The organism is Bacillus sp. SSR7 (assembly GCF_055902415.1).
Genome location: NZ_JBVVXV010000004.1, coordinates 18,973 through 33,648 on the forward strand (window position 1 = coordinate 18,973; position 14,676 = coordinate 33,648).

Sequence of the window (14,676 nt, forward strand, 5' to 3'; positions counted from 1 at the left end):
CAGGAGGTTAACATTATGAGAAGATTTCATGTTTTAGATTTAGCATTAGCTGCCATGTTCGTTGCTCTTATGGCCATTGGTGCAAATATTGTATCTTGGGCACCATTCTTACAAATAGCGGGCGTCCCACTATCTATGCAACCATTTTTCGCAATTTTAGCAGGGCTTCTTCTTGGAAGTAGACTTGGCGCATTATCAATGACGGTTTATATGCTTGTTGGAGTAGCAGGTGCGCCAATCTTCGCTAACTTCAAAGCTGGATTTGGAGCACTTTTAGATCCTACTGGTGGTTTTATTATCGCATTTATTATCGTTGCTTACGTATCAGGAAAATTAGTAGAACAAAAGGAACGACCGACATTTCGTACATTTGCAATTGCCTCTTTCACAGGAATCATTTTAACGTATATTATCGGTACTACTTACATGTACGGGGCAGTCAATCTTTTCATGGGTGGTAATATGAGCTATAAAGCTGCTTGGATGATTATGATGTGGTTCGCAGTAAAAGATATTGCATTTACCATTATCGGTGCTATTATCGCACCTCGTATATACTATGCTGTACGTCGTTCCGCTTATCAGCATTCTCATTCGACGATTTCATAATAAAAAAGAGTTATCTTACTATGTTAAGATAACTCTTTTTTTATTTTCGACAATATACGACACATATTAGAAATGATTTTTGTTATGCTAATTCAGCAAATCTTATATTTACACATCTAATTAGAACAATGTTTTGGAGGAAAATCAGTGAATCTATCAAAAAATACACTTATTAAAATAAGTGTCGGAGTACTATCTTTATTTTTCATACTAAGTATGAGTATCGGTTACAAATTATACGGAAATAGTGAGTTGGGAATGTCGTATACCTTTGGAAACGGCCTAGCATTTTTCTTTTTAATTCTTACTATAGCTAGTTTATGCGCGACTTTAATCTTTATTGTTATTGGGGTAATTAAGAAAGTACGAAAATTGCCAGCAAAAAAATCTTTAGTAACATCTATAATATTATTTGTTACATCAATTATATCCATTATCGTTCTACTCTTTACGATAACAAAAGTAACAAATATAGAAGAGGAATACCAAGCTCTTCAAGCCCAAAAGAAAAAAGAAGCTAATTACTTAATTGCCGCAGCATCTTTTTATAATAATATAAACACCTTTAAATATGCAGCATCTTACGTATTATCCGAGTATTCAACTACATGGTCAAGTGCAATAGATAAAAGACAAGACTTCAATAATGCACTAAGTTCTAAGAGAACAGAAATTGACGGAATGATTACAACTGTTGATACGTTTTATAGCACAATGGGAAATGATTTAAAGTTAGTCTCTGAAGCCGCAAAAGAACAGCCTAATAAGTATAAAGAAACCTATGAAGAATATAAAAAAATATACGGGATTATTACAGCGCTTAACGAACAAGCCCAATCTCCAAGTGGCAGCTTAATTTCATTTAATCAAAATGTTAATGCATTGATTCAAGAATACAAAAAAGCAGCTGGAAATATTAATATCGCTATTACTGATGAAATTAAATCCAAAGCTAATGAGCTAAAGCCTACTGATAAAAATTAAAGACACTCTCTCCAGAGTGTCTTTTTTATCAAAAAATCCCCTTTTAGATTAAGCAGTAAATACGTTCTTTTACCGCCCATCCAACAGGGGATTATATCATTATATTAAGACTCTTGATTCGTTTGTTCTTCTAAAATTTTCTTCATCATCGTAACCATGTCATCACGTAATTCTGGGTGTTGCAGTGCCATTTCGATTGTTGTTTGAACAAATCCTAACTTTTCACCTACGTCGTAGCGCTTTCCTTCGAAGTCGTAAGCGAATACACGTTGAATTTCGTTTAAGCTTTGAATCGCATCTGTTAACTGAATTTCGCCACCAGCACCAACTTGTTGCTCTTCTAAGAACATGAAGATTTCAGGTGTTAAAACGTAACGTCCCATAATTGCTAAGTTTGAAGGTGCTGTACCTGCTGCTGGTTTCTCAACGAAATTACGAACTTGGTAACGACGTCCTTCCTGCTCTAACGGATCGATAATTCCGTAACGGTGTGTTTCATCTTCTGGAACCGTTTGTACACCAATAACAGAAGAAAGCGTTTTATCATATTCTTCAATTAATTGACGTAAACATGGTTTTTCAGCTTGAACGATATCATCACCTAATAAAACAGCGAATGGCTCATCACCAATGAATTTACGTGCACACCAAACAGCGTGACCTAATCCTTTTGGTTCTTTTTGACGAATATAGTGAATGTCTACCATTTTTGAAGAAGCCTGTACTTTTTCAAGTAATTCATACTTTTTCTTTTCTAATAAGTTTTGCTCTAACTCAAATGCATTATCAAAATGATCTTCAATAGAACGCTTCGTTTTACCAGTAACGATAATAATATCTTCGATTCCTGATTTTACTGCTTCTTCTACAATGTATTGGATAGTTGGTTTATCAACAATCGGTAACATTTCTTTCGGCATTGCTTTCGTTGCTGGTAAAAAACGTGTCCCTAATCCAGCTGCTGGGATTATCGCTTTTCTTACTTTTTTCATCACAAAATACCCTCTCTCCTGTCGGAATCAATAGCAATCATTTCCTACATAAAACAAAAGGGAGGTTTCGCTCCCTTTTGTTTCCTACTACTTAAAATTACTTTATATTATAAACGATTCATAATATCTTCTTTAATAGTAAGTAACTTTTGTTCACTATTTTGTAAAGAATTATCTTGAACACCGAAGTAGAACTTAATCTTCGGTTCAGTTCCAGATGGACGTAGGCAGAACCAAGAACCATCTTCTAATTGATATTTTAACACATTTGATTTCGGTAAGTGAATCTCTTCTTTATGTCCATCTTGTAAAGATGTAATAATGCTCGCTTTATAGTCTTCAACTGCTACAACTGTTAAGCCCGCTACTTCTTTCGGAGGATTTTCACGGAATGTTGCCATCATTTCTTGGATTTGTTCCGCTCCATCTTTTCCTTTTAGCGTTAACGATACAAGATCTTCACGGAAGAAACCGTACTTCTCAAACACTTCTAATAGACCATCGTATAACGTTTTACCTTGTGATTTGTAGTACGCAGCTACTTCACATGCAAATAGAACAGATTGTACTGCATCTTTATCACGGCAGAATGGACGGATTAAATAACCATAGCTTTCCTCATAACCGAATTGGAATTCGTATTGTCCGCTTTCTTCATACTGTTTAATTTTCTCACCGATAAATTTAAATCCAGTTAACGTATCAACTGTATCTAAACCGTATGCTTTCGCGATTGTACGACCAATTTCAGACGTTACGATTGTTTTTAATACAACACCGTTCTCTGGTAGCGTTCCGTTTTCTTTCTTTTGAGATAATAAGTAATCAAGCATTAATGCACCTGTTTGGTTACCAGTTAATACTTGGAACTCACCATCGTGATTACGAACTGCTACACCAAGGCGGTCTGCGTCAGGATCCGTTGCGATTAACACATCTGCGCCTACCTTCTCACCGTCACGAATTGCATATTCAAATGCTGCATGCTCTTCTGGGTTCGGTGATTTTACTGTAGAGAAGTTTGGATCTGGTAACTCTTGCTCTTTTACAACTGTTACATCTGTAAATCCAACTTCTTCTAAACCACGGCGTACAGAAATATTTGATGTTCCGTGTAGTGGTGTGAAGACGATTTTTAAGTCTTTCCCAACCTTTTGTACCATTTCTTTATTAATAATGACATTGTTCAATTCTGCAGCATATGCATCATCTACTTCTTGTCCAATAATATGTAATAAACCGTCAGCTTTTAATTGCTCCACATTAGCAACCTCAACTGTTAATTCATCCTCTACTGCGTTCACGTAGCTAATTAATTCATCAGCTTCTTTTGGAGGCAACTGCCCACCATCTTCACCGTATACTTTATAACCGTTATATTCAGGCGGATTATGGCTTGCCGTAAGAACGATTCCACTCACTGTATGTAAATGACGAACTGCGAAAGAAAGCACTGGCGTTGGACGTAAGCTTTCAAACACATATGTTGTAATGCCGTGTGCACCTAGTGTAGCAGCAACTTCCATTGCGAACTCAGGTGATTTATGACGAGAATCATACGCTACAACAACACCACGCTTCTTCGCTTCTTCACCTAACTTTTCAATAAACTTCGCTAATCCTTGTGTCGCTTTACGAACTGTATATACGTTCAGACGGTTCGTACCAGCACCAAGTTCACCACGCATACCACCTGTGCCGAATTCTAGATTTTTATAAAAGCTGTCCTCGATTTTTTTCTCATCTTGCTTCATATTTTCTAACTGTTCTTTTAGTTCTGCTTCTAACTCTGCATATGAAAGCCAGCGACTAAATTCCTGTTTCCAGTTCATACTTCTATCTCCTCTCGCTTGTCATACCTTTATTATATGAAAAAAACAACCTGTATCTCAATATTTTTTACAATCTAACAGGATTTTACTAGGAATATTTGTATACACTATGATTAAATACTCCACTAAAGGGAATGAGGATTATGCAAGAATGGGGATTGTCAGAAGAGCTCAAAATACAAACAAAGCAAATGATTGAAATTGCTGAAAAAGAATTATCAATTATGAGGCAAGCAATTGATAAAGAAGATGAATGTATTTTGTGCAAGATGGAAGATATTCATCATATGTTAGCAAATGTACAAACACTGGCAGCTACATACTATATTCAAGCGTATTTATCACCTTATACAGAAAGCTCACAGTTCATTACAACAGCTGTTCAACATTTAAGTGCCAGAAAACATGGTGCCCTTATTGTTGTGGAACGAAACGAGACACTTGAATCTTGTATTCAAACTGGAACAACGTTAAACGCTCATTTAACCGCACCACTGCTCGAATCGATTTTTTATCCAGGTAACCCTCTTCATGACGGAGCCGTTCTCGTTAAAAATAATCATATTGTTTCAGCTGCTAATATTCTTCCATTAACGAAAAGCACAGAAGTTGATCCTGAACTTGGAACACGTCACAGAGCTGCAATTGGCTTATCAGAAAATAGCGATGCACTTATTTTAGTTGTGTCTGAAGAAACGGGCCGCACTTCCTTTGCTTTAAACGGGACTTTATATACGATTTCTTTATAAGACAAATGAACATGTAGAATAAATCCATTTATACAAAAAGAAAAAGCTGTCTCAAACATTCGAGACAGCCTTTTCTTCAACAAATTATTCTTCTCCGAAACGTTCAACAAGTGTTGCAAGTGTACGTACCATTGCACCTGTCGCTCCAGCCGGTCCTAAATCATGCGCTCCTGATGATTCAGATGTTCCAGCGATGTCTAAGTGTACCCAAGGTGTATCTTCAGCAAATTCACCTAGGAATGTACCAGCCATAACCGCATGTCCTTCGCGTCCTGGTGAGTTATTTAAATCAGCAAACTTACTGTTTCTCACGCGCTCTTTATCACGATCAAAAATCGGTAATTGCCAAATTGATTCATCTGTTTCCATAGATGCTTCTAGCACTTGCTCAAACAACTCTTCATTGTTTGTCATTGCACCCGTCGTATGATTTCCAAGTGCAACAATTACACCACCTGTTAATGTCGCAACATCAATCAGATAGTTTGCACCTAATTTTTTCGCATACGTAATACCGTCAGCTAATGCTAAGCGACCTTCTGCATCTGTATTTAATACTTCAATTGTTTTTCCACTCATAGATGTGATTACATCGTCTGGCTTAAATGCTGTACCACTTACAACGTTATCTGTTGATGGAATAACAGCGATCACATTTTGCTCTGGGCGAAGCTCACCGATAATTTCCATCGCACCTAATACAGCAGCTGCACCGCCCATATCACCTTTCATACCGACCATGCCTTCACGTGGTTTTAAAGAATAACCGCCTGTATCGTATGTGATTCCTTTTCCAACGAATCCAATTACATCTGTCCACTCTTCTTTTCCTTTATAAATAAGAGCGATCATTTTTGGTGGCTCTACACTACCTTGGTTTACTGCAAGCAACGCACCCATACCAAGATCTTCCATCTCTTCTTTCTCAAGAACTTTATAATCCATATCATACTTCTCAGCTAACTCAACAGCATACTCAGCAAGCTTTGTCGCTGTTAATACGTTTGGGGGCATATTTACAAGTGTACGAGCTGAATTTGTTGCACGTCCATGTACGTAGCCAACTGTTAATGCGGCTTCAATTTCTTGTGTATCTTCCGCTGTAATAGCCGTGAACTTCTCTAACTCTACACGATCCTTTTTATCTGATTTATACGTTTGTAACTCATATGTACCAAGGCCTTGTACCTCTGCTGCAATATGAGCGACATCAATCGCGTCTAATTTCTCCGTTACGAAAGAATCAAGTAAGATTGCTGCATCTTGTACTTTTGCTACTTGCAGTGTTTTAAATGCCTTACCAAGAGCCGCACGTAATGTTTCTGTCGTATAAGATTCTTTCTTACCTAAACCAACAAAATAATAACGTTTTACATCTGTTTTTCCTAAACTATGTACTTTTGAAATAGCTTTCTTCTTCGTAGAAAGTTCTTTCTCTTCTAATAAAACTTGTAATTGTCCTTCAAACGCTTTGTCCAGCTCTTGTACAAAACTACTCGTTTTCTCTTCTTCAAATAAGGCAACAATCACCGCTTCATGGCTTGCTAATTCTTTTTGTACGTAAAACATGTTCAGACCCCCTAAATTTCTCTACTCTACCTTTATTATAACTTTATTTTCGATAAAATGCGACAATTCTAACTTCTGTTATTTTATACATAATCGCCTTCCTACTTTATAAAATAAAAAAAGTCTAGCGTAATTAACACTAGACTATCTTTGTTTTAAATATTGACCGCGAAACACTTGCATCGTTTCATCTTGATTTAACATCGTTAACTCTTCTTCTGAAAACTTACCATTTCCAACTTTCACTACATACACATTTACTTTTTTCTTACCCCATTGGCTATAAACATCTTTCACCGTATCATAATATAGATCCAGACGGTTTCCTTTTATTGCACCGCCCTTATCAGCTACTACCCCATACCCATAACCTGGTACGAATAAAATTGTTCCAATTGGGAATACGCGTAAGTCTGCTGCGATTGTGGAATATAAATCCCTTTTCGCCTTAACACCTGAATATGTAATACCATACTCCGGATGTCCCGGCCTCTTACCAGTTGACTCAATTCCCGACGTATAACCTGTTGCCGTCATTTCAATTGAACGATATTTAGACCAGTCGTTTGCCTGTTCTAAAGCATTTATCACTTCTTTACTCGGAGCAACATTTCTCTTAACTTCTGCTGCATGTACTTCTTTTGCACTCGTTCCCTCATATTTCTTTACAATCTCTAATAAAGAAACTCCTGTGAAAGCATTCCATGTTACGCATAATGCGGATACAAGTAAACAAGTCATCATAATGCGAATACAATATCGTTTTAACATTTTTATATTCCACACTCCTTCATCGTTAATCATTCCCTATACGATGAAGGAATATGCAAAAAAATAATCTCCAATTGCATTGGAGATTAAAACATTTGATATCCGCTTTTCCGAAGTTTCTTAATTACGATTCCTGCTAAAGCAGCACCAACCAATCCAGTAGATAAAATAAACACATCTGCTTGTCCTAAATGCGATACACTTGTCCCAAATGAAGAAAATGTTTCTTTTGGCTTTGAAAAATAATCCCACACACTTGCCTTATTAATAATAAGCATGCAAACAATCGGATACACAATAACCATTACCCATGTCGCTCGCAATATCATGTTGAGTAAAAATCCAATTCCAAAAAACAAAATAAAAAATAACATCATTGAAATAAGTAGTACCGGTATACTCACTCTTTCTCCCTCTCCTTCGTATGCGCCGTAAATACGTGATAGGCTGTATAACCAAACTGCTCTCCTGGATTTAATGTTTTGTCCATTTCAAGATATAATTCTGATTTTCTTTCTAACAAATATGTAATAAGCACAGACGTATTTGGATCGTCCGCAATCGTATCTGGATGTAGAAATGCTACTTCAGACAATTCCTTCTCCTGTACAATAATATTTTCCCCTTCAGGTTCCAAAAGGAAAATAATCATATTATCACTAATCTCATTGCGAATTACGCCCGATCGAACACCAATGATTCCCTTCACATGAGCGACAATACCTGTTTCTTCTAACACTTCGCGTTTCACAGCTTCATCAACGGTCTCACCTTCATTTACAAAACCAGCCGGTAAAGACCATTTCCCCTTTAATCCACTATATTTTTTCTTAACGAATAGCCACCTGCCATCTTTTGTAGCTACTAGGCCACTGACAGCTAACCATACTTTTCCTCTCTTCTCCATGATGTAATACCCTCCTCTATTAGAACGGACAGAATATTCTTTCTTTTTTATATATTATACTATATTTTTTAAATGAAAAAAGCAGAAACAGCTCTTAGCCGTTTCTGCTTTTTCTACTATATATTAAAAGAACTTTAATTTACCTTTTTTAAGAACTAATAAAGGTCCACCTAATAAAAATAGGTAACGGTTATCGATAACTTTCTTCATGAAAGAAGCTTTCCAACCTGTTAACTTTTTGCCCATAACAACGCCCATTGCATCGTCATGACCTAAAGAACATACAGATCCTTTATTATCGAATGCGAATTTCTTCATTTCGCCTTTACCACGAACTAGCACAGTTAAGTTGTGTGCAATGTTGTAACCTTGTTGAATTGCAATTTGTGCTGTTGGTGGGTATGGACGGTTAATTTCTTCATTAATGATTAACGCTGCGTCACCAACCATGAATACATCTTCGTATCCTGGAGCGTGCATGTACTCATCAACTTTTACACGTCCGCGCATTGCTTCAAAGCCAGACTCTTCCACAATACCGTTACCACGAACACCTGCAGCCCAAACTACTGTTTCAGACTTAATTAATTCAGTATCATCGCCATTCGCAACGATAATACCTTCTTCAGTTGCTTCTTTAATTGCTGTACCGATGCGGAATTCTACGCCTTTTTTCTCAAGTTGTTTCACAGCGTATTCTACTAATGCTGGATCGAAACCTGGAAGTGCTGTTGGAGCAGCTTCTACACAGATGATACGTGCTTTTTCACGTGGTACATTGTACTCTTTGCAAAGTTCAGGAACACGGTTTGCAAGCTCACCTACGTACTCGATACCAGTAAATCCAGCACCACCAACAACGATTGTTACTAACTCATCGCGCTTTTCATCTGCATATTTAGCGAAACTAGCTTCCATATGCTCACGAATTTCACGAGTTGCATTAATGTTAGCGATTGAGAATGCGTGCTCTTTTAATCCTGTAATTCCGAACGTTTCTGATTCGAAACCAAGACCGATTACTAAGTAATCATACTCTAACTCGCCATCTTTTAAGATGATGCGTTTTTCAGCAGCTTTAATTTCTACTACTGTATCTTGTACAAAGTTCACTTTATTTGTATCAATAACGTCTTGAATATCTAGACAGATTTTTTCATCTTGTAATGTACCAGCTGCGCTCTCGTGTAACCAAGTCGCTTGGTAGTGATAGCTGTTGTTGTTTACTAACGTAATTTCAGCTTCATTTACAGATAATGCTTTTTGCAGACGAACAGTCGTAATCATCCCGCCATAACCTGCACCTAAAACTACGATTTTTGGAGTCTTCACCAAATCACAACCCTTTTCTTTATATAATAGTAATGAAAAATAATACCAAGTACTAAAAACTCTATTTGTCAAGAATGTGGAATTTATCACATTCTATATCATAACAAAACGCAGTCAAAAAATCGTACGAATTTTGTCATAGAAATTTAACATAATACTTCCCTATATTAGTCGGTTTTATTCCAGAATTCAAGCGTCTGGAGAATTATCAATATTTTAAAATAACATAGCGTTTTCAAGGGTTTTTCAGCCTTTTTTTCATGTATTTTCCTTTCTGTATATTTTATACAATGTAAAAAGCATCTATGCGGAAACTTACACACAATTCAGTCGTTTTCAGAAGTATTATGAACTCAAATATGCTATCATTTATTTGAAAGTGTCATCATTTGCAGGATTTTCGTGTACATATGAACAATATATGAAATCAATATCAAAATTCCATCTATAGGGGGAATGAAAGTGGCAGAAAATCAAAAAGTTTACGACATAACAATTATTGGTGGTGGTCCAACAGGACTATTCACAGCATTTTATGGCGGTATGAGACAAGCAAGTGTAAAAATCATTGAAAGCTTACCTCAGCTTGGAGGACAATTATCCGCACTCTACCCTGAAAAATACATTTATGATGTAGCTGGATTCCCGAAAGTGCGTGCACAAGAATTAGTTGATAACTTAAAAGAGCAAATGAAGAAATTTGATCCAACCGTTTGTTTAGAAGAAGCTGTTGATACGCTTGAGAAACAAGCTGATGGTATATTTAAACTTGTTACGAATAAGCAAACTCACTATTCTAAATCAGTAATTATTACTGCTGGCAATGGAGCTTTCCAACCACGCCGCTTAGAATTAGAAGGGACAGCAAAGTACGAAAAGAAAAACTTACATTATTTCGTTGATGATATGAATAAATTTGCTGGTAAGCGCGTCGTAGTATTTGGCGGCGGCGATTCAGCTGTTGATTGGACAATGATGTTAGAGCCGATCGCTGACAAAGTTACAATCGTTCATCGCCGTGATAAATTCCGTGCACATGAACATAGCGTAGAAAGCTTAATGAACTCTCGTGCAGAAGTAAGCACACCGTACGTTCCAGTAGAACTCATTGGTGATGACAAAATTGAACAAGTCGTTCTTCAGCATGTAAAAACGGAAGAAAAAATTATCATCGATGTTGATGATGTAATCGTAAACTACGGCTTCGTTTCTTCCCTTGGCCCAATTAAAAACTGGGGCTTAGATATACAAAAAAACAGCATTCTCGTGAACTCAAAAATGGAAACAAATATTCCTGGCATTTACGCTGCTGGTGACATTTGTACATATGAAGGAAAAGTAAAACTCATTGCTTGCGGCTTCGGTGAAGCACCAACAGCGGTAAACAATGCGAAAGCTTACTTCGATCCAAACGCAAAACTTCAACCGATGCACAGCTCTAGTATGTTTTAATATAGAAATGAAAAGAACTCCTTTTATACGAAGGAGTTCTTTTTTTATTGTGCTACCGTTCACTTCCAAAATATGTTACAATAAACAAGAACAAACGTTCTATATAATAAGGGGGATATTTTAAAATGAAAGAACCTACTATCGTAAAAAAAGAAGCGTTCCAAGCAATCGGCGTTTCAATTAAGACGACAAATGAAATAGAGGCATCTACTGAAGGAAAAATTCCGGGGCTTTGGAACCGCTACTTCCAAGAACAAATGATGCATCACATCCCAAATCAACAAACGAAAGAAACATTCGCTTTCTACTCCAATTACGAATCAGACGAAACTGGTACATATCAATTTACAATCGGTATGCCCGTTTCTTCATTAGAAGACGTGCCTGAAAATATGACAACTTTAACAATACCTGCCGCTACGTATGCGGTATTTACAACGAGAAAAGGACCAGTTGCTGAAGTCATTTGCGAGGCTTGGGAATATATTTGGAAATGGTCAAAAGAAAACAAGCGTGCTTTTACAACAGACTTTGAGCTTTATGATGAAAGAGCGTTAGATCCAAACAACGTTCAATTGGATATTTATATTGCATTAGCCTGAACGACAAAAAAGAAGATACCATTTGGTATCTTCTTTTTTGTCGTTAAATAGCCACTGTGCAAATTCATTATTATTGTCTACAATGAGAAAGTGCAGTATAGAAATATTAGAAACTGTATAAAGTGATTGTTAACAAGTTTTTTAGTTTAAATTTGTCGCATAGAAAGGAAGCAATATGGAAGAACTACAACAAAATAAATCTGCTTTAGAGGGAAGCGGAAAACCGTTATTAAAAAATACGAATTTCCTTTTTCTTTGGGCAGCTACACTCTTTTCAAGTTTTGCTTTAGCCTTTTTTACTTTTTCACAAACGTGGTACATAGCAAAAACATTAAACCTTGAGGCTTCACTCGGTGTTGTTTTCGTGGCTCTTAGTGTTCCAAGGCTTATTTTTATGATTATCGGCGGCGCTGTAGCTGATAAATTCCCGAAAAAAAACATTATGTTTTATTCTAATATTATTCGTGCGATTCTCGTCGCGACTATTCTTACATGGTTCATCGTAGGCGATGTAACACTATATACATTTGCTTTATTCGCTTTATTCTTTGGACTTGCTGATGCTTTTTTCTGGTCAGCTGATGGATCTATCTTACCTGAACTTGTAGAAAAAAGCCGTTTAACACAAGCAAACTCACTTACACAAATGACGAACCAAGCATCGGTTATTTTAGGCCCTGTACTTGGCGGCATTCTTATCAAATTTACGAACTATGAAACGATCTTTTCGATTACGATTTTATTACTGATCGTCGCAGCCATACTCGTTCAAAAAATACAATTTACAATGCCAGAGCAGCAAAATACAGACAAAAGCATGTTCACTTCTATTAAAGAAGGAATCTTATATGTAAAGGAATCACCATTCCTTTCAACTTTCCTTATTTGTAGCGCCTTTCTAAACTTATTTTTAATCGGTCCGATGCAAGTCGGTTTCCCGCTTTTCGTAAAAAATGTTCTGCACGGTGACTCGCTTCAGTTTAGTTACTTAGAAGCATCTGTAGGAGGCGGAATGGCGATAGGCGCTGTCATTGTCGGTTTAAAAAATATTAATCGTAGACGCGGTCTATTTTGCATTATCATGATGCTACTGTCTGGTGTCTTCTTCTTATCCATCAACTTTAGCACTGTACTATGGCAAGCATTATTGGCTGGCATGTTTTATGGTATTACAATCGCAATGGCAATCGTTCCGCTTATGGCAATGATTCAATCGACAGTAAAGGAAGAAATGATGGGACGCGTAATGAGTTTACTTATGCTATCATCCATGGGCTTTATCCCGCTTTCTTATGCATTCACATCAATCGCGCTTGCAATAGGAATTCCAATCGTAACCGTTATGAAGAGCGGTGCAATCGCCGTTATCGTCTTCGTACTATTTGTAGCAATTCGTGTTCCAGTTGTAAGGAAGTTTGATTAACTACTTGGAGTCATGTGTTAGACGCATGACTCCTTTTTAAACGGATCAAATAACGGTATTCTCTTACTTCTTCTCAGTACTGCTCCCCATTCTAATCCAACCTCTAAAAATAAATCCCGCACTGTACTATATAAAAGTGCCTTCACATTTTTACGGATTTCTCCGTACTTATACGCTCTCACAACACTTTTCACGCGCCAAATGAAATTTCCATACACTTCTTCATCAGCTAATATTTGCTCCAGTAAAACACCTTGCTCTAGTAACCCACTCTTTTTATATGCAAGTTCCACCTTACTCCAAAATATATTTATCTTCTTCGGATTACTCGTCATCGGCAGAAGTGCATATATAAAAGGCTTCGGTATATCGTGACGGCAATACGTCTCATCAAGCTCGTACGTTCCTTTTCTATTCTCTTTTATTTGTGGAATGTTTTTAGAAAGAATTGTTTCCCCTGCGCTTTTTTGCTCATTTTTACTACAGCCAGCTGCATAATTCTCACTTTTACAAGCGGACATTTTCATACGGTCATCCATGCGGTCAATTGCAGATATAAGAAAAACATATAAGTTTGCACTATACCCGCCACGCTTATGTCTTTCTTTTGTTGTGACACGCTTTATAATTCCTAATTCCTCTAACTTTGCAATGGAACGGCGTACTGTACGAATACTTTTTTCAACATTTGTAGCAATCGTCTCCATTAATGGACAAGCAACCCCCACTGTTTTCTGTTTCTCATTCACCGCATACTTTCCTAAAAAATGAATAATGGTAGCATCCGTTTTATTTAATTGAAATCGATAATGTTTCAAAACTTGTTTTTGATATGTATTAAACTCTTCTTTACTTCGAAATTCACTATATGGTTTCATTAAGTTATATAAGCTTCCCATTTTTATCACCTCATTTATAAGTAAGAGGCAGGAAGAGAAATTGGCGTACTATTTAATATTTTTTATTGGAGATGAAAATATGATCGTAATTAGCGCTTGTTTAGGTGGTATCGCTTGTCGATATGATGGAAATGACAATCTCGTTTCAAAAATAGAGGAGCTACTGCAACAAGAAGATACAGTCCTCATTTGTCCTGAAGTATTAGGAGGATTACCAACGCCTCGTCCTTCGGCTGAGATTATCGGCGGGAATGGCGATGACGTTTTAGATGGAAAAGCAAAAGTGATGACAAAAGACGGTGAAGATGTCACGGAATCTTTCGTGAGTGGTGCTTATAAAGCGCTAGACCAAATTAAAAATTTACACCCAGAATATATTATTTTGAAAGAACGTAGTCCATCTTGTGGTAGTTCTACGATTTACACTGGAGAATTTAACGGGAATAAACAAATTGGTTACGGGGTAACAACTGCTTTATTCAAAAGACATGGATTTACAGTTATTTCAGAAGAAGATTTTGAGAATATAAAAAGGAATTGACCCTGTTCGTCAAT

Annotated in this window: 15 protein-coding genes; 7 read left to right on the top strand and 8 right to left on the bottom strand. The window is 36.8% G+C overall.

Features of this window, described 5'->3' with window-relative positions:
* The first annotated feature begins 15 nt into the window (after positions 1-15).
* Positions 16-609 (top strand): biotin transporter BioY, encoded by a 594-nt coding sequence (locus AC0NJG_RS09590; RefSeq protein ID WP_048553477.1) that lies wholly within the window; start codon positions 16-18, stop codon positions 607-609.
* 147 nt (positions 610-756) lie between these two features.
* Positions 757-1,593, top strand: coding sequence for a hypothetical protein (locus tag AC0NJG_RS09595; protein ID WP_087954963.1), 837 nt, complete (start codon positions 757-759; stop codon positions 1,591-1,593).
* A gap of 104 nt (positions 1,594-1,697) precedes the next feature.
* Here the strand turns inward: AC0NJG_RS09595 and galU are convergent, their stop codons facing one another.
* Both galU and AC0NJG_RS09605 read right to left on the bottom strand, forming a co-directional pair.
* Positions 1,698-2,585 carry a UTP--glucose-1-phosphate uridylyltransferase GalU gene (galU, locus tag AC0NJG_RS09600; RefSeq protein WP_087955269.1) on the bottom strand — a complete coding sequence of 296 codons (888 nt, stop codon included), beginning with the start codon at positions 2,583-2,585 and terminating at the stop codon, positions 1,698-1,700.
* 107 nt (positions 2,586-2,692) lie between these two features.
* A complete protein-coding gene (locus AC0NJG_RS09605; protein ID WP_087954964.1) occupies positions 2,693-4,417 on the bottom strand; it encodes a phospho-sugar mutase in 1,725 nt (574 codons plus the stop codon).
* Positions 4,418-4,560: 143 nt separating this feature from the next.
* On the opposite strand from AC0NJG_RS09605, the gene cdaS reads away from it, so the two are divergent.
* Positions 4,561-5,166: a sporulation-specific diadenylate cyclase CdaS gene (cdaS, locus tag AC0NJG_RS09610; RefSeq protein WP_087954965.1), complete on the top strand. Its 606-nt coding sequence runs from the start codon at positions 4,561-4,563 to the stop codon at positions 5,164-5,166.
* 84 nt (positions 5,167-5,250) lie between these two features.
* Here cdaS and pepA read toward each other — a convergent pair whose 3' ends face one another.
* From pepA to AC0NJG_RS09635, 5 genes are all read right to left on the bottom strand, one after another.
* Entirely contained in the window at positions 5,251-6,735 is a 1,485-nt protein-coding gene (gene pepA, locus AC0NJG_RS09615) for a cytosol aminopeptidase (RefSeq protein WP_263697948.1), read from the bottom strand.
* A gap of 144 nt (positions 6,736-6,879) precedes the next feature.
* Positions 6,880-7,506 carry a 3D domain-containing protein gene (locus AC0NJG_RS09620; protein WP_063260536.1) on the bottom strand — a complete coding sequence of 209 codons (627 nt, stop codon included), beginning with the start codon at positions 7,504-7,506 and terminating at the stop codon, positions 6,880-6,882.
* An 86-nt stretch (positions 7,507-7,592) separates the two neighbouring features.
* Positions 7,593-7,910, bottom strand: a complete 318-nt coding sequence (locus AC0NJG_RS09625; RefSeq protein ID WP_000027019.1) for a YuiB family protein — start codon at positions 7,908-7,910, stop codon at positions 7,593-7,595.
* The gene (locus tag AC0NJG_RS09630) at positions 7,907-8,413 is read right to left on the bottom strand and encodes an NUDIX hydrolase (RefSeq protein WP_103625952.1); all 507 of its coding nucleotides are present in this window, start codon (positions 8,411-8,413) and stop codon (positions 7,907-7,909) included. Before AC0NJG_RS09630 ends, AC0NJG_RS09625 begins: the two co-directional genes overlap by 4 nt.
* Positions 8,414-8,536: 123 nt before the next feature.
* Positions 8,537-9,745, bottom strand: a complete 1,209-nt coding sequence (locus AC0NJG_RS09635; protein ID WP_263697949.1) for an NAD(P)/FAD-dependent oxidoreductase — start codon at positions 9,743-9,745, stop codon at positions 8,537-8,539.
* Positions 9,746-10,207: 462 nt separating this feature from the next.
* On the opposite strand from AC0NJG_RS09635, the gene AC0NJG_RS09640 reads away from it, so the two are divergent.
* The 3 genes from AC0NJG_RS09640 to AC0NJG_RS09650 all read left to right on the top strand — a co-directional run bounded on the left by AC0NJG_RS09640 (position 10,208) and on the right by AC0NJG_RS09650 (position 13,222).
* Complete coding sequence (locus AC0NJG_RS09640) at positions 10,208-11,197, top strand: NAD(P)/FAD-dependent oxidoreductase (RefSeq protein WP_000829779.1); 990 nt, start codon at positions 10,208-10,210, stop codon at positions 11,195-11,197.
* A gap of 125 nt (positions 11,198-11,322) precedes the next feature.
* Complete coding sequence (locus AC0NJG_RS09645) at positions 11,323-11,799, top strand: GyrI-like domain-containing protein (RefSeq protein ID WP_429681344.1); 477 nt, start codon at positions 11,323-11,325, stop codon at positions 11,797-11,799.
* 175 nt (positions 11,800-11,974) lie between these two features.
* Positions 11,975-13,222, top strand: coding sequence for an MFS transporter (locus AC0NJG_RS09650; protein ID WP_263697951.1), 1,248 nt, complete (start codon positions 11,975-11,977; stop codon positions 13,220-13,222).
* A gap of 17 nt (positions 13,223-13,239) precedes the next feature.
* On the opposite strand, the gene AC0NJG_RS09655 is transcribed toward AC0NJG_RS09650, so the two are convergent.
* Positions 13,240-14,121 carry a helix-turn-helix domain-containing protein gene (locus AC0NJG_RS09655; protein WP_429681345.1) on the bottom strand — a complete coding sequence of 294 codons (882 nt, stop codon included), beginning with the start codon at positions 14,119-14,121 and terminating at the stop codon, positions 13,240-13,242.
* Positions 14,122-14,200: 79 nt separating this feature from the next.
* On the opposite strand from AC0NJG_RS09655, the gene AC0NJG_RS09660 reads away from it, so the two are divergent.
* A complete protein-coding gene (locus AC0NJG_RS09660) occupies positions 14,201-14,662 on the top strand; it encodes a 2-thiouracil desulfurase family protein (RefSeq protein WP_263697953.1) in 462 nt (153 codons plus the stop codon).
* The last annotated feature ends 14 nt before the right edge of the window (positions 14,663-14,676 follow it).